Here is a 15,850-nt window from a genome sequence, read left to right on the forward strand (position 1 = left end):
ATGAATTTTAATAAACGACTTATAATCCAGTTTATCTTACAACATGTTTTTGTCTTAGTTACGTTACTTATCGCAGTAGTTGCTTCTTTTTCTTATTTAATTTTTCTTCTTAATAGTACTTTATATGAACCTAATATTTCTGATTATGATACCTTTACAATCTCCCAATATATTTCTTCTAAAGACAATAACATTACTTTAAAATCTGAGGTTAAAGATTTAATAACAGAAAAGAGTGATTGGCTTCAAATTGTAGATGAAGATGGAAAGGTCCTTTACAACTTTAATACACCTAACGATGTTCCGACCGCTTACACAAAGACATCCTTACTTACATATTTACAGAATAGTAGCAACAACATTTATAAATTTAACTATTGGGAAATTAAATTAGAAAAGAAACCAGTGCTCGTTATTTACGGTGCCAAACTAAAAAGTAATGCATTACTAAAAACGATACAACAAGGACATCCTTCTTTATCATTAAATGAATTTGCATTAACTGAACAAGAAAAACAATTACTTTCTAAAGAAAAAGCAACACTGCAAATATTTAATAACAATGGCGAAGAAGTTTTTTCCTATCCAACTGGGAAGAAAAAAACATTTTCGGCTATAAAAACGGCTCTTAATGAAAAAGAACCGTGGAATTATAAAGAAAATACATCTAGTTTTTACGATTCAAATAGTGGTCATCTCGTCGTTGTATCCGCTCCAAACGCTCATTATTATCCAGATGATGAATTAGATGATGTATTTACTAAGAAACTTCTAATCGGATGTAGCTTAATCCTCCTTATTGTGTTTGTTTATTTAGTCATTCTTTCAATTTGGTATGGAAATAAGTTTGGAAAGCCTTTATTACACACGATGCGCTGGCTTAAAAACATAGCCGGCGGGAAATATGAAGAACCTGTTAGTAAAAAAGGAAAACCCGTTCGGTTCCGGCGCTCCGGTAAAGAAAAATGGTCGTTCCGCATATTTAAAGATGTTACGAACTCACTAGAGCACCTTTCTATTACTTTGAAAAAGAACGATGCAATGAGAAAAGTACTGCAACAAACACGTGAAGAGTGGATTACCGGCCTAACGCATGATCTAAAAACACCGCTTAGCTCTATATACGGCTATGCATTATTATTAGAATCGAAGCAATATAATTGGACTGATCAAGACATTCAACAATTTGGCCATGTAATGAAAGAAAAATCTCAATATATGACTACATTAATTGACGACTTAAGCTTAACGTATCAATTAAGAAATAATACCCTTCCCGGACAGCATGTAAATGTTGAAATTAACCAGTTCGTTCAAAAAGTACTACTGCAATTTATTAATAATCCAACGCTGCAAAATCAAAATATTGAATTCGTGCCAAGTTCAAGTAAGATTCAATATTTTATTGAAGAAAAATGGTTCCAGCGTATTATCGAAAACTTATTAGCAAATGCTGTAAAACATAATAATGAAACGACAAGCGTAATCGTAAAACTTTCCCAAAATGCAAATTCATTTACACTTTCTATTTCAGATAACGGAAAAGGAATGGATGATAAAACGAAAGAGCTTCTATTCGAGCGATATTACAGAGGAACAAATACAGAAGAAAGCAATATAGGAACTGGGCTTGGCCTAGCCATTACAAAACAACTCGTTCATGCCCATAATGGGACGATTTCTATTGATAGTGAACTTGGAAAAGGAACGACGATTATTCTTGTATTTCCATTGTAAACGTCAAATAACTCCAAAATGCACAATTAATTTTGGAGTTATTTTTTTATTAAGCAAGAACGTAACAGTACATGAAATTATATCGACTTAACTACAAACAATATTGGCAATTTATTAATAAGAAAGACCGTCCCAAAATATTTTTAGGACGGTCTCTTTTTCTATTATTTTTTCTTCACCGGTATCCAAAGCTCTACTTGAGCAAACTCACTCTTATCTTCGTGGCAGCGCTCATCGTATAGTTCAAACTCTGTAACTCCGCAATGTTCATATCCTGAATGCGGGAACCATTCTGAGAATACTGCATTCCATGTTTGATGAATAGACGATACCATTTCTTCATGAGGAACTTTTGGTGTTGTAAATACTGCATACGTTGCGGATGGGAATGTACGCTTTGCAATTGCATTTGGTACATTTTCAAAGTCTGTAACTTCCATTCCAATAATATAAGTGAAGTCCCCTGTTTCTAAATTAAAATCGGTACATAATCCAAGCTCTACCCATTGGCTCGTAACTTTACGATTTGGAATCGTCGTTCCAAGATCTTTTTGTAAATACTCTTGCCAAAAGGCCGGGATGTCTTGATGATTTTTCCCTTCTTTACTCGTCGTCTTCAACTCATAACCCGCCATTAAAAATTCTGGTTTATTTACAATACGATATTCCATTTGTATGCCCCCTAAATATGGATTTAATTTTCTTTGTTTTACATTCACTCTATAATACATTGGTGTTTCAATTTCTTGTTTTCGATATTCGCTTGGTGTCATTTGAAATAATTTTTTAAAGGCTCTCGTGAACGTTTCGTGAGATTGAAAGCCATGCTCAAATGCGACATCAATAATTTTTTCATCCGTATGAGAAAGTTGATAAGCTGCCCGGGCCAACCTCCTCTTCCGAACATACTCCATTACTGTATCGCCTACTAACGCCTGGAATACGCGATGAAAATGCGATTCAGAAAAACATGCAATGCGAGCTAAATTACGCAGCGTTTGTTTTTCCATTACATCCTCTTCAATATAATCAATTGCCCTTTGAATTTGAGTTTCATAGCTTTCCACCTCTGTTCACCCGCCTTATATGTATTATGATAAAAGAGAATCCTATCCAATTCTTGACGTTTTTTACTATAATTCTATAAAGTGAAACTTTAATCAGCCCTCACCAATCGGGCATTTACGGGCAGCCCGACTCCCACCTAATTTCTTTGCTTCAACTGAATTTTGAGGTGGGAGTTTTACTGCCCGTTAATGCGGGATAAAAAATTGTAACTTTTTTATATGTATTTCGTTGTTATGTATGAAGGGAGGGAAATGTAGTGAAACAAAGTCAATCATTAGAAGACATTTACTCAGAGCACATGCATGATTTATTTCGCTATCTTCTCTCCCTAACCGGAGATCCCCACTGTGCTGAAGATCTCATGCAAGAAACTTTTTACCGAATGCTCGTCCATATTGACTATTATAAGGGAGAAGAAATTAGGCCGTGGTTATTTACTATTGCCTACAACGCCTTTATCGATTGGTACCGAAAAGAAAAGAAGTATAAAACAACTAAAATTGAAGAATTCCATTTACCAAACGTGCCAAGTACAGAGCATTCTTATTTCGTAAAACATGAAATTGCTAGTTGGTTACAAAGTTTATCTTCTCTTCCGCTCCAAAGACGAAATGTGTTACTACTACGAGATTACTACGGATTCTCCTATAAGGAAATAGCAGAAATGACCGGTCTCTCGTTAGCGAAAGTAAAAATTGAATTACACCGCGGACGAAAAGAAGCAAAAATCATAAAGGAGTGATGCAGATGGTTTGTGCAGAGTTTAAAAAACTGTGGGAGAAATATGAAAACGGAACACTCACACATGACGAACAAGAAAAGTTAGAAAGTCACATTGAGACATGCGAAGAGTGTGAAGCTCACTTGGATGAATTATTAACAAAAACAGAACCCGTTAAGAAAAGGTTACCGCCAAAAGATCTTAAAGTTCCATTTTGGAGAATTAAATGGAAACATCGGTTACAAACGCTTGGTTTTATACTAGCAATTTGCCTCGTTATATATATGATTGGCGGAGTATTATCTGCCTTTTATTTTCAAGCTGATAATGATAAACGACTAAAAGAAATACGAGATGTTCCTTCTCTTGCACTTGAAGCAACTATCCCAAATAGCCGCGTCATGGGGGGCGGAACAAGTGTAGAAGCTTTCTTTCGAACAAACAGCCAATTTGATTTAGTCAAAACGATTGGTAAAAAAGAAATGCCACTCGGTACAATAGAAACAAGCAGCTTCTTATCTTCTTTAAATATCACAAATAAATCTTGGGTGAATATGCACTATCAACCGAACATCCACTTTGTTCATCCCAAAATCAAGCAAGGTAATTATTTGAAAGAAGCATCTAAAAAGGTTTGGGATACACTTGCAAAGGTACATGAGGGAACCGTTGCAGAAGTAGCAATATCTTTTGACAAACCTTACACTTTACAGGAATTAGAACCACTTTTATATGGCGTATTTGAAGCACAAGAACTCCCTCCAACTCCTGTATGGTACGCTTTAGATACGGGACAAGAAAGAATAAATGAAGAAGATTTCATCCTATCTGGGGGCGACTTTATAGGATTTCCAGAACATATAGGATTCCTTGATGATGAAACAGAAAATCAGAAAACGCAAGAGGATAAAGTAATTGAAATGATGCGCATTCTTTCTACACATAAAAAAACTGTAAGTACAGTTGCTATGCTTCCTGAAAACGAACTAAACTTAGATAAACGTTATAAATATGTAAAAGATAACGGAGTAAAAGTATACGGCATTGTAATTACTGGACCTTCAAAAGAATTATTAAAATTACAAAATTCCCCTCACGTACGTTATGCTACTCTTGGAGATATTGAGGTTTGGAATTGGTTTGATTGATAATGAAAAAGAAGTAGCACATTAAAAAACGATGTGCTACTTCTTTTTTCATTTGCTACTAACTGAAAACGGTAACTTTCAAAATCTTAATGATGGTCATTAATGCTACATTCGCTAGCGTAATACCGATTAATAAAAGTGCGACCATAAACTCTCCCATTCCGTTATTATATAGAAAAAGAGAATAACAACTGATGGCTAATACAGCTGAAATAATGGCTGGAATAAATGAAATAATTTTTTTCTGATGTGATTTTTTAGAAAGGATTATCGTTGCGATTAAAGTTATGGGGAAGAAGAAATATAGAATAATTGAGAAGATCACTTGCTCACCTCCTTATAAGTTAAATTATGCTACCTTCCATTTATTGTATGTAGTTGTTTTTATTAAAAATAAAAGGTTACCTTACTAGTAATAACTACTTTCAAGGTAACCTCTGCATTAATTAGAACTCACTTTCACATACATCCCTCTCACCGCTTTTTCATAAGCAATCTCACTCATCTGTTTTATTCTTTCTGATATGGCAGACGATTGAACAACTTTCCCTTCACGAAGTAACGGAGGATCAATAAGGCGCACTTTATTTTTCTGATGTAAATCATAATCATTTCTATCTTCTTTTACTTCTACACTTGGATGAATTTTATTTAATAAAGCATCTACTTCTCGATCTTTATATTGCTTCAATTTCGAAATTAACTCGTAATCTTCAAGAAGAAAGTCATCTGCATGAATGACCTTTTTATGAAGAGCTAATTGTAACGTTTTAGCTAACATATCATTTCCGTAAATATTCATTGGCTTCATAAAGAAATCGATTACCTCTTTGTAATACGTCTTCGTAAACCATTCAGCAATCTCGATATTTTGAAGAACCATTTTTCCATTAACTGCGATTAAATCATCTAAAAAATCTTGAGCTTCTTCTAAAGAAATATATCCATATGCATACATATCTCTCAATGTGTAATCCACTCGGTCTGCACATAATTCTGGCGCAAATCTTTCAAGTAATGTCCACTTCGAATCATCTAACAAAATATCTTCATAGTTATAACCATGTTTTAAAAGAATCGCCGGGATTTCCGAGTTTTTAACGACAGCGCTAAATATTTCTTCATGATAACTTTCATTTTCGTTATCAAAAACATAATCAATAACATGCGAAAAAGCAGTGTGTGATACATCATGCAATAAACCAGCAATTTGTTCTTCTACCGGACCACCAAGTTTTTTAATTAACAACATAACACCAACTGAATGATCAAAACGTGTTACATTCCATTTCTCATTCATTAAGTAACTTGCTCCGGCCTGATGAATCCCTTTCAGCCTTTGCACAGGTTTACTTAAAATTAATTCTTCTAACACTTTATCTACTTCAAATTCTCCGTATATTACATCTGATATGACCACTTGTAATCCCCCTTTTTCAAGCAGAGTCTTCTTATAGTATCTCTTTTTTCAGAGAGTAAATAAAGAACTTCACTCGAATATTTTGTACCTTTAAATAAAAAAATAGAGAGCACTCAGCTCTCTATTTCACATACCTATTCAAACGTAACTTCCACCTGCACAATCTCTGACCTGCTTCCAAGTCTTAGCGGTGGTCCCCAAAATCCGAATCCAGAAGAAACAATGGCGTGGAATGCACCTTTTTGTGCGTATCCCCAGTCTAGTTCGTACATTCTTCTCGTCACAATATGATTCGGCGCCATTTGTCCGCGGTGCGTGTGGCCGGATAATAGTAAATCGACGCCGGCATCCGCTGCTTGTTTTAACTCAAATGGCTGGTGATCCATTGCGATAACAGGAAGCGATTTATCTACCGTACTCATTAAACTTTTAAAGCTTTGACGATCACGCTCTGTTTTATCCCTTCTTCCAACGAGATAAAAATGATCTTCAATTGTAATGACTTCATCTAAAAGAATACGAATATCAATCTTATCCATCTCTTGTAAAAACTCAGGAACAGCTCTGCCGTAATATTCATGGTTTCCTAACACACCATATACGCCTAATGGAGCTTTCATCTGTTTCATGATTGGTCCCATATTTTTTTGAATGAATACACCTGGATGGTCATCTATTATATCACCGGGCAGTAAAATAATATCTGGTTTCATTTCATTTACATGATGGACAAGTCTCTTTAAATGAGAAACACCAGACAGTTTACCGAAATGCATATCAGAAGCCATCGCAATGCGTAGACTTTTACGCCCTTCTACTTTTTTCGGTATATGCACTTCGTATTTTCTTACTACTGGACTATATGCATTAAATACCCCATATGCGAAGATTAAGACGAATACGAGTAAAACGACCGTTCCTGTCCAAATAATTGCCGTCTCTTTCTCCACTGAAAACTGCAGTAGGAAGACTGCAATATCGGCTAACGGCAATAACATAAGCGCGTATTGTATAACCGCAAACCAAATTGAACCGACCGTTCGCAGGAAAGGAAGGAATTTAAACACTTGCACGAGAATGTACGCATATGAAATAAATCCGACTATGAAAGCGTAATACCCCCAAAATTTCCAGCCAAATACCGTACTGAGCCAAGCCCAGGCGTTCCAACCGATATAAAACATAAGTAGTGTGTATACAATTAACATAGTAAACATATTGAAATAACGAAGATTCTTCACAGCCAGCCTCCTTATTGATTTCTTCTATTATATCTTGTTATGCACGTTTAACGGAAATAGTAAGCATTCCAAACGGACCGTAATAAGACTGCTTTATTTATTACAAAACAAAGTTATTTTTACAGGTTTTCTTTATAGTAACCTGCTATTTGTGATCCTCTTGCATTAAATCGGACATTTTTTTGTAACTGATATATTAAAACCACCTTTTCTATTTTACACTTGTGAGAGTTAATACTCACGTGTATATTTATAATAAAGTGAGCATGAACCTGTTTCATTACAAGGATTAATATCATACACATGATTGTTGTTTAAATCATAAACAACCAACTTTTTATCTCGAGTAATGAATACTACTTTATCTTGAACAACCGCAAAACTTTCTGACCATATTTCCATCGTTAAATTTATTTCATTCCACAACATATGAAAATTTTTATCTTTCATTTGAACTAAAGGAAATTCTGAATAATAATAGAGCCAAACGTCTCCATCTATAACGTTCATTGCATAACAATCATCTATAGGAGGTACATTAAACCTTTCTACATATTGATCATAATTATTAAAAATCAATTTACCTGTAGGATCAAAAGCAACTATACCGTTTGCTCCAATTGGGGACTCTCCAAAAATCCCTTCATCACTATAACTAATCCATATATCTTGATTCACATCAACCTGACAATCTTGAATCCCTTCTCCGGCATAAAACTTACAATATTCACTTCCATCTGTTTCATATAACAGATGAATACTATCTCCATCATAGAAGTAACGTGTCACTTGGCTATTTATATTCTTTTCAATCTGACGGTTATCGTCATCGTACTTATATGTCGCAAATGGAATAGCGTATTTATTCATTTTATGTTATTTTGCTAGCAATACTTCAGACCCCTATTTTCACAATAAAAAAGACTATCTAAAATTCAATTTAGAATAGTCTCTCATTATATATTACTCTACAATTTTTGTTTCCCATCCATCATAACTATCACATGTTCCACTGCATAAAATCGCTAACTCCACCATTTGTTTTGTTTCTTCCCAAACATTTTCTTTTGTTGGTATACAATTTCCCCCCACTGTAAATACATATTAATTTAATAACCCTGTATCTTTATTAAACTTATGGGAGCTTTAATGCAACAAGGACACTCCAAACCAATACGGGGTTTCTTTTAATGTTTAAAAAAATCAACACTATTCTTTAATAAAGAAGACCACTAATTAGTGGTCTTTAATCTAAAATAAGTAAATTAAGTTAATAAGCCGTCCAACCACCATCTACAGCAATAACCTGTCCATTCACAAAACTTGCTTCATCTGAGGCTAAAAAGATGGCCATATGTGCAATTTCTTCTGGTTGTCCAGCTCGTGGATTAATATCCATACCTAATGCTTGGCGACTTGCACCAAATTCGCTCATATTCGTCATTGAAGAGCCAATGTTTGTAATGACTGCTCCAGGAGCGATACCATTGCAGCGAATGTTTTTGTTCGCATACATAAATGCAGTGTTTTTTGTTAAGCCAACAACTGCATGTTTAGAAGCTGTGTACGCAGCACCAGCACGTGCACCGCATAATCCGCCAGCAGAAATGTTATTGACAATTGTACCGTGCCCTTGTTCTAAGAATAGGTTCACTGCAATACGCATTGATTTCATAACAGCTACTGTATTAACCGAAAAAACTTTTTCCCAACGTTCGTCTGAAATTTCACCAACAGGCTCCATCCCATCCATGATACCTGCATTATTAACGAGAATGTCTAATTTCCCAAAAGCTTTTTTTGTTTCAGCGAATAGCTGCTGTAGATCTTCTTCGGAAGCTACGTTTGTTTGAACAGCAATGGCTTCTGCACCTGAAACTTTCATTCCCTCTACTACAGCTTGAGCACCTTCTAAGTTTAAGTCCGATACAACGACTTTTGCACCTTCTTTTGCATAACCTTCTGCAATTGCTTTCCCCATGCCTGATGCAGCACCAGTGACAATTGCTACTTTGCCTTTTAATCTCATTCGAAACGGCCTCCTTTTCTATTGTACAGTTGTTCAATAAAAATTATAATAATATAAACAAACGCTTACAATAAGCAAAAAAACAATATATGTTCATTAAATAACACAAAGCAAGAGATGTGTTCAATAAGAGGTGAAAAAATGACACGTACAGATTTGCGTATTGTGAAAACAAAAGAAGCATTACATAATGCATTATTAGAATTATTAAATGAAAAAGTTCTAGAAGATATCTCAATTTCGGAAATTTGCAGAAAGGCAAAAGTAAATCGTGGTACGTTTTACTTGCATTATAACCAAATTGAAGATTTATTTAAGGATTATTTTAAAGAAATCACAGCAGATTTAGCACGTTCTTATCAAGAACCTTACCGATATGTATCAGTTTTAAAAACGAGTGAATTAGAACCTTCTACAATTCGTATTTTTCATCATATCGAAAAATATAAGCCTTTCTACCGTATTGTTTTTTCAAAAAAAGTCCCTTTAATGTACTATTATTTATTATTCGAGGAAATAACTCATTTGTTACTTCAAGATAAAGAAACATCCCTTAAAGAAGGCGTCAATCATCAGCTCTATTGTTCCTATCAAGCAAATGCTATTATTGGCATAATTATTCATTGGTATCAAAATGATTTTTCTTATAGTGCAAGCTATTTAAATAATCAGCTTGTTCAATTTTTAAATATGAAAGTAAACAACTAGTTCCCCTTCACGTTCAGAACTGCGAACTGGGTTGGAAATAATGTAAAAGATGTTGATCAAAAGACGTTTAATAAATTTTTCGTACTAGATTGGAAGAATACAAAATTAGTAAAGAAGAAATAACTATATACACATACAGCAAAGGAAGATTTGAAATTCAAATCTTCCTTTGCTACTTATGCTAATCCTATGTGATCTTATTCAAGGAGAAAATACCGCTAGTCAAAAAGTTCGATTTTTGGGACAGCCCCTTCCCTTCACAATTAAATAACAAAATCCTCCGGAATAAACACCTTCACTTCTTTCGGATGTACGTATACAAACTCACCCGTTTGAACGTTAAGTTGTTTGAACTGTTCTTTACTAATTTCCGCTTCCAAATATTCATCTGTTCCGTCTCGTCTCAATTCTACATATACGACAGGCCCAACTGCATGTGAATATGTTACTTTCGCTGGGATTGCATCTATACTTTGTTTCGTACGGGCGATTGAAAGGTGATGTGGTCTTACGTATCCCACTCCGTCTACATTTGAAACGTGCTTATGCTCTGGTGCTTCTAGTTCCACTGATCCTACATTTAGCTTACCTTTATGAACGCGGCCGTGAAATAAATTCACGTTTCCTAAAAAGTCGTATACGAACGGACTTGCCGGTTTTTCATACACTTCTTCCGGCGTTCCCATTTGTTCAATTCGTCCTTCATTCATCACAACGATGCGGTCCGCAACGTCTAGCGCTTCTTCTTGATCATGCGTTACGAATACGCTCGTAATTTGAAATTCGTCATGTAGTTTCCGGAGCCATCTTCGCAATTCTTTCCGCACTTTCGCATCAAGTGCACCGAACGGTTCATCAAGTAATAAAATTTTCGGTTCGACCGCGAGCGCCCGGGCTAGTGCGATACGCTGGCGTTGTCCGCCAGATAATTGCGCTGGATAACGTTTTGCAAAACCATCCATTTTTACTAGTTTCAATAGTTCTATTACTTTTTCTTCTATTGCTTCAGCTGAAGGTCTTAAGCTTTTCTTTCTTACTTTTAAACCGAAAGCGACATTTTCAAATACATTCATATGTTTAAAAAGTGCATAGTGCTGGAAGACGAAACCGACTTGCCGGTTTTTCACGTGAATATCAGTTAAATCTTCTCCATCAAATGAAATCGAACCTTGATCCGCTTCTTCTAGTCCTGCAATAATTCGTAATAACGTCGTTTTCCCAGAACCTGATGGGCCTAATAAAGCGACCAGTTCACCTTTTGGAATATCCAAATGAATGTCTGTCAGCGCTTGAAATGTACCATATTGTTTTGATACATTTTGAATTTGAATACTCACCGCACTCACCCCTTATTGTCGTTTTTCCATTCTCCATTCAATCCAGTTTTTTATAACGAGCGTAAAAAATGCGATGAGTGACATTAAAGTCGCCACAGCAAACGCTGCTGAAAATTGATATTCATTGTACAAAATTTCAATATGGAGCGGCATCGTATTTGTAACGCCGCGCACGTGACCAGACACAACGGAAACAGCTCCAAACTCACCAATGGCACGTGCATTACATAAAATCATGCCGTATAAAAGACCCCATTTTATATTCGGAAGCGTAACGTGCCAAAACATTTTCCAGCCACTTGCGCCAAGTGAAAGAGCTGCTTCTTCTTCACTCTTCCCTTGCGCCTGCATAACCGGGATTAATTCACGCGCAACGAACGGAAACGTAACAAATATCGTCGCAATGATAATACCAGGGACAGAGAAGATAAGTTTTATCCCGTGTTCCAATAACCATCCGCCAAGAGCAGCACGAGGTGTGAAAAGTAAAACGAATACTAATCCTGCAATGACTGGTGATACAGCAAACGGCAATTCAATAAGTGATAATAATAACTGCTTTCCTTTAAATTGAAACTTTGTAATAAGCCAAGCCGACGCTATTCCGAATATCGTGTTAAGCGGTACAACGATTAACGCAACAATAATTGTTAATCGAATAGCTAAAAATGCTTCTTGATCTGTTACAGCTGCAATATATACATCAATCCCTCGTTCAAAAGCTTTCAAAAAAATTGTTATGAGCGGCAGTAATAGAAAGAGAGATAAAAATAAAATTGTTATCATAATTAATAAACTCGGTACAAATTTAGGTTCTTTTTTAGCTGACAAGCTTTTTACTATTTTCTTCTCCAGCACTATTGGCTCCATTTTCTCCCCTCCTATTCGTTTTTCAGTTCATGCCTTCTACTCCAAGTTTGAATCATATTAATAAGTAGTAGGAAAAGGAGAGAAATAATAAGCATCACAGCCGCTACGGCTGTTGCTCCTGCATAATCATATTGTTCTAGTTTCGTCATAATCATAAGCGGTGCAATTTCTGTTTTCATCGGCATATTACCTGCAATGAACACGACAGATCCATATTCTCCTAACGCCCGCGCAAAGGCGAGTGAAAAACCAGCAAGCAAGGCTGGGAATATTTCTGGTAAAATGATTTTCACAAATATTTGGAAGCGTGACGCTCCTAAACTAGAAGCTGCTTCTTCTACTTCTTTATCAATACTTTGCAGTACTGGTTGCACCATTCGAACGACAAATGGTAAGCCAATAAACGTCAGTGCAATAATAATTCCTAGCTGGGTAAAAGCTACTTTTATATGAAACACACTAAATATTTTTCCAATCCAGCCATTTTCCGCATATAGCGTCGTAAGCGTAATACCAGCTACAGCTGTCGGCAGAGCGAATGGTAAATCAATTAGTCCATCTAATAACCGTTTCCCTGGGAATGTGTATCGAACGAGTACCCACGCAATTAATAAACCGAAAATAGCATTTACAACTGCCGCTGCAAGTGAAGTTGTGAAACTCACTTGATATGAATGTAAAACGCGCTCACTCGTTATAACTTGTGCGAACTTCTTCCAGCCTAGCTGCGAAGTTTGAATAAATACGATAGAAAGTGGTATAAGTACGAATAAACTCGTATAGAGCATTGTAAAGCCAAGAGATAATCCAAATCCCGGTAACACACGTTTTTTCTTAATCATATTCCTTCACCTCATCACTCTTTAGCAGCGCCCATTATTTTTGATAAATTTTATCGAATACGCCTCCGTCATTAAAATGTTTTTCTTGCGCTTTTTTCCATCCTCCAAATAGTTCATCTACTGTAAATAATTGAACTTTTGGAAATTGAGATGCATATTTTTCTGCTACTTTTTCATTACGCGGACGATAAAAGTTTTTCGCTGCAATTTCTTGCCCTTTTTCTGAATACAAATATTCAAGGTAACCTTCTGCTACTTTTTTCGTTCCTTTTTTATCAACGACTTTATCTACAACTGCTACTGGCGGTTCTGCAAGTATACTAATGGAAGGAGTTACAATTTCGAATTTATCTTTTCCAAGTTCTTTTTGAGATAATAGCGCTTCATTTTCCCACGCAATTAATACGTCTCCAATTCCTTTTTCAACGAAAGTTGTCGTTGCCCCGCGTGCACCAGAATCAAGTACTTCTACGTTTTTATAAATTTGGCCAACAAACTCTTTCGCCTTATCTTCACTATTATTGTACTTTTTCAGCGCATATCCCCACGCCCCTAAATAGTTCCAACGTGCTCCTCCAGATGTTTTCGGATTCGGTGTAATGACAGACACACCTTTTTTCGTTAAATCATCCCAGTCTTTAATCCCTTTCGGATTTCCTTTTCGCACAAGAAATACAATTGTAGATGTGTAAGGAGTTGAATTATCCGCAAGTCGCTTCTGCCAATCTTCTGCTAACTGTTTCCTCTTACTAATTGCATCAATATCATAAGCAAGTGCTAGCGTAACAACATCCGCCTCTAAACCGTCAATAACAGAGCGCGCCTGACTTCCAGATCCCCCGTGCGATTGTTTTACAGTTACTGTCTGACCATGCTTTTCTTTCCAATACTTCGCAAAATCTTTATTGAAATCTTGATATAACTCGCGCGTTGGATCATATGAAACATTTAAAAGTTCGACTGCCTTCTTATCTGTACTTCCTTCAGAGTTACTAGTGGATGTTGCCGAACCACAACCTGACAAAAGAACAAATGCTGATAATAAAACACCTGTACTTTTCATTAATGTTGTCTTACTCCACTGTTTCATATATAAAGCCCCCTTAGTTTGTACAATAGAAAAAGGCCCACAATCTATTCACAAAAGTGAACGTTGTGCGCCTTCAGTTTCTCTGATGAGCTTCTATTGTATTCCGTTTGATTTCTTTTCATTTTAATTCTGCAATTCGTATGTGTCAACTTGGAATTTGTTTTTTTCTTAATAAATGAAAATCAGCGAGGATAGTCCCTCACTGATTTTCATTTCATTTTATTTCTTCAATTTATCCGTCTTCGCAATAAATTGTGCTGCTTCCGCACGGCTTACTGCTTTATCAGGAGCCCAGCCATTATCTGTTCCAATTGAAATGTTTTCTTGGATTAAAATATTGGCATACTTCGCACCCCAATGATTTTTCAAGTCAGCAAATTCTTTTGGTAGTTTAATATTTTCATTTCTTTCTAATTTATATGCATTTACTAGCATAGTAGCCATTGATGCACGGTTAATTATTCCATTCGGATTAAAGTTACCGCTCTCATCACCTTTTACAATACCTGCTTTTTCAACAGCAGCAATATATGGAGTTGCCCAGTGATTTTGCGCATCAGCGAATGATGGCTTCGCATCTTTATTAATTTCTAAACCTAAAACAGTTGCTAATATTTTTGCAGCTGAACTACGATCGATATTTTCAGCTGGAGCAAATGTACCATCTGGCTTACCGTGTACTGCTTCTTTGTCCACTAAATATTGAACTGACTCTTCTGCCCAAGTTGGTACATCAGAGAATTTAGATTTTTTTTCAATCGCACTCGCATCTATTTCAAACTGTACTTGATATTTATGATCATATTTAATTGCTGGAATTAATATATGCATTTGCATATTATATTTTTTCGAAAATTCATCAATTTCAAATTGAACAACTTTCGTACCGTTATTTGTTTTATCTTCGGAGATTACTTTTACATCATGGAATGTCCCTATTTTTTTTGTATCTTCTACTCTAAGATACTGGAAATAGCTACTATCTTGAACTGTTAACGTAACGATTTTTTTGTCACCTTGAATTGTTACTTTAGCATTTTTTAAATATGTAGAAGCAACTGATGTATCATTTGTTTGATCTTTATAAGTCTTCAAAATAACGTCATATGTGCCATCTGCTAGTTTACTATTTGCCTTCATTTCAACCGGTGCATCAGCTTTCGCAATCGGTGCCATAATACCGCTAAATGGAACTACTAAAGTTGCTGCTATAACGAACGCATTAACATGTTTTTTCTTAATCATTATCAATATAACCTCTCTTCTTATATGAATATACTCATAACCATCATATTGATAATGATTATCAATATCAAATAAAATAAAAAATGTTATTTCCTACATAAGTACGCTTTCCTCTCGTTTTTAAAAAGTAAATAATGGGCCGTATGCACTTTTCTCTCTAAATAGTCCAACGAATACGTACTCGATGGATCTACTAAATCCCCAATCGCTCCTGAAAGGTGATCAATTACCTTTTGCAATGTTTCTAAGTTCTTCTTCTCACTCTCCATATTCATTTCATCCATAATGTCACAAATGAGATATTGCACTTTCCGTAATCGTAATTCCTTCTGCTCCATACGTATCCCCTCCGTATTAGTCATATTACGGTTTAAATATATGGGCTTATAGCTTA

At 35.6% G+C, this 15,850-nt stretch carries 15 protein-coding genes and 3 pseudogenes; 5 read left to right on the forward strand and 13 right to left on the reverse strand.

The genetic code is table 11. From position 1 onward, the window contains the following. Nucleotides 1-1,737, forward strand: coding sequence for an ATP-binding response regulator (locus tag MR071_RS11430; RefSeq protein WP_242236097.1), 1,737 nt, complete (start codon nucleotides 1-3; stop codon nucleotides 1,735-1,737). 164 nt (nucleotides 1,738-1,901) lie between these two features. On the opposite strand, the gene MR071_RS11435 is transcribed toward MR071_RS11430, so the two are convergent. Beyond that, complete coding sequence (locus MR071_RS11435; RefSeq protein ID WP_242236099.1) at nucleotides 1,902-2,804, reverse strand: AraC family transcriptional regulator; 903 nt, start codon at nucleotides 2,802-2,804, stop codon at nucleotides 1,902-1,904. 257 nt (nucleotides 2,805-3,061) lie between these two features. Here MR071_RS11435 and MR071_RS11440 point away from each other — a divergent pair, with 257 nt between their 5' ends. Together MR071_RS11440 and MR071_RS11445 are read left to right on the forward strand one after the other, a co-directional pair. Then, a complete protein-coding gene (locus MR071_RS11440; protein WP_242236102.1) occupies nucleotides 3,062-3,547 on the forward strand; it encodes an RNA polymerase sigma factor in 486 nt (161 codons plus the stop codon). Between the two features lie 5 nt (nucleotides 3,548-3,552). Next, nucleotides 3,553-4,674, forward strand: coding sequence for an anti-sigma factor (locus MR071_RS11445; protein WP_242236103.1), 1,122 nt, complete (start codon nucleotides 3,553-3,555; stop codon nucleotides 4,672-4,674). 58 nt (nucleotides 4,675-4,732) lie between these two features. Here MR071_RS11445 and MR071_RS11450 read toward each other — a convergent pair whose 3' ends face one another. From MR071_RS11450 to MR071_RS11470, 6 genes and pseudogenes are all read right to left on the reverse strand, one after another. Beyond that, nucleotides 4,733-4,999 carry a hypothetical protein gene (locus MR071_RS11450; RefSeq protein ID WP_242236105.1) on the reverse strand — a complete coding sequence of 89 codons (267 nt, stop codon included), beginning with the start codon at nucleotides 4,997-4,999 and terminating at the stop codon, nucleotides 4,733-4,735. A gap of 117 nt (nucleotides 5,000-5,116) precedes the next feature. Continuing rightward, entirely contained in the window at nucleotides 5,117-6,094 is a 978-nt protein-coding gene (locus MR071_RS11455) for an HD domain-containing protein (RefSeq protein WP_242236107.1), read from the reverse strand. A 134-nt stretch (nucleotides 6,095-6,228) separates the two neighbouring features. Next, nucleotides 6,229-7,335, reverse strand: a complete 1,107-nt coding sequence (locus MR071_RS11460; protein ID WP_242236109.1) for a metallophosphoesterase — start codon at nucleotides 7,333-7,335, stop codon at nucleotides 6,229-6,231. Nucleotides 7,336-7,566: 231 nt separating this feature from the next. Continuing rightward, nucleotides 7,567-8,082 (reverse strand): annotated as a pseudogene (locus MR071_RS11465) (hypothetical protein); the annotation flags it as partial. Further along, nucleotides 8,065-8,187 (reverse strand): annotated as a pseudogene (locus tag MR071_RS25785) (RHS repeat-associated core domain-containing protein); the annotation flags it as partial. The pseudogenes MR071_RS11465 and MR071_RS25785, both read right to left, overlap by 18 nt. 418 nt (nucleotides 8,188-8,605) lie before the next feature. Then, entirely contained in the window at nucleotides 8,606-9,364 is a 759-nt protein-coding gene (locus MR071_RS11470; protein WP_105586587.1) for an SDR family oxidoreductase, read from the reverse strand. A gap of 141 nt (nucleotides 9,365-9,505) precedes the next feature. Between MR071_RS11470 and MR071_RS11475 the strand changes: the two genes are divergently transcribed. Continuing rightward, nucleotides 9,506-10,072 (forward strand): TetR/AcrR family transcriptional regulator, encoded by a 567-nt coding sequence (locus tag MR071_RS11475; protein ID WP_242236111.1) that lies wholly within the window; start codon nucleotides 9,506-9,508, stop codon nucleotides 10,070-10,072. Between the two features lie 6 nt (nucleotides 10,073-10,078). Beyond that, nucleotides 10,079-10,195, forward strand: a pseudogene (locus MR071_RS11480) (beta-channel forming cytolysin CytK2); the annotation flags it as partial. Between the two features lie 140 nt (nucleotides 10,196-10,335). Here the strand turns inward: MR071_RS11480 and MR071_RS11485 are convergent. The 6 genes from MR071_RS11485 to MR071_RS11510 form a co-directional block, all read right to left on the reverse strand. Continuing rightward, nucleotides 10,336-11,409 (reverse strand): sulfate/molybdate ABC transporter ATP-binding protein, encoded by a 1,074-nt coding sequence (locus MR071_RS11485; protein ID WP_242236113.1) that lies wholly within the window; start codon nucleotides 11,407-11,409, stop codon nucleotides 10,336-10,338. A 12-nt stretch (nucleotides 11,410-11,421) separates the two neighbouring features. Next, complete coding sequence (cysW, locus tag MR071_RS11490; protein WP_242236115.1) at nucleotides 11,422-12,279, reverse strand: sulfate ABC transporter permease subunit CysW; 858 nt, start codon at nucleotides 12,277-12,279, stop codon at nucleotides 11,422-11,424. 11 nt (nucleotides 12,280-12,290) lie between these two features. Then, the gene (cysT, locus tag MR071_RS11495; protein WP_242236149.1) at nucleotides 12,291-13,118 is read right to left on the reverse strand and encodes a sulfate ABC transporter permease subunit CysT; all 828 of its coding nucleotides are present in this window, start codon (nucleotides 13,116-13,118) and stop codon (nucleotides 12,291-12,293) included. A 37-nt stretch (nucleotides 13,119-13,155) separates the two neighbouring features. Continuing rightward, entirely contained in the window at nucleotides 13,156-14,211 is a 1,056-nt protein-coding gene (locus tag MR071_RS11500) for a sulfate ABC transporter substrate-binding protein (protein WP_242236117.1), read from the reverse strand. A 219-nt stretch (nucleotides 14,212-14,430) separates the two neighbouring features. Then, nucleotides 14,431-15,456, reverse strand: coding sequence for an S-layer homology domain-containing protein (locus tag MR071_RS11505; RefSeq protein ID WP_242236119.1), 1,026 nt, complete (start codon nucleotides 15,454-15,456; stop codon nucleotides 14,431-14,433). 86 nt (nucleotides 15,457-15,542) lie between these two features. After that, nucleotides 15,543-15,794 (reverse strand): hypothetical protein, encoded by a 252-nt coding sequence (locus tag MR071_RS11510; protein ID WP_105586580.1) that lies wholly within the window; start codon nucleotides 15,792-15,794, stop codon nucleotides 15,543-15,545. Nucleotides 15,795-15,850 lie beyond the last annotated feature (56 nt).

It is taken from the genome of Bacillus cereus group sp. BfR-BA-01316 (assembly GCF_022664195.1).
GTDB lineage: Bacteria > Bacillota > Bacilli > Bacillales > Bacillaceae_G > Bacillus_A.

Bases quoted from the DNA above. Each gene is read 5' to 3' on its own strand.
- MR071_RS11430 (WP_242236097.1), top strand. From the start codon at position 1: ATGAATTTTAATAAACGACTTATAATCCAGTTTATCTTACAACATGTT.
- MR071_RS11445 (WP_242236103.1), top strand. From the start codon at position 3,553: ATGGTTTGTGCAGAGTTTAAAAAACTGTGGGAGAAATATGAAAACGGA.
- MR071_RS11470 (WP_105586587.1), bottom strand. From the start codon at position 9,364: ATGAGATTAAAAGGCAAAGTAGCAATTGTCACTGGTGCTGCATCAGGC.
- MR071_RS11475 (WP_242236111.1), top strand. From the start codon at position 9,506: ATGACACGTACAGATTTGCGTATTGTGAAAACAAAAGAAGCATTACAT.
- cysW (WP_242236115.1), bottom strand. From the start codon at position 12,279: ATGGAGCCAATAGTGCTGGAGAAGAAAATAGTAAAAAGCTTGTCAGCT.
- MR071_RS11500 (WP_242236117.1), bottom strand. From the start codon at position 14,211: ATGAAACAGTGGAGTAAGACAACATTAATGAAAAGTACAGGTGTTTTA.
- MR071_RS11505 (WP_242236119.1), bottom strand. From the start codon at position 15,456: ATGATTAAGAAAAAACATGTTAATGCGTTCGTTATAGCAGCAACTTTA.
- MR071_RS11510 (WP_105586580.1), bottom strand. From the start codon at position 15,794: ATGGAGCAGAAGGAATTACGATTACGGAAAGTGCAATATCTCATTTGT.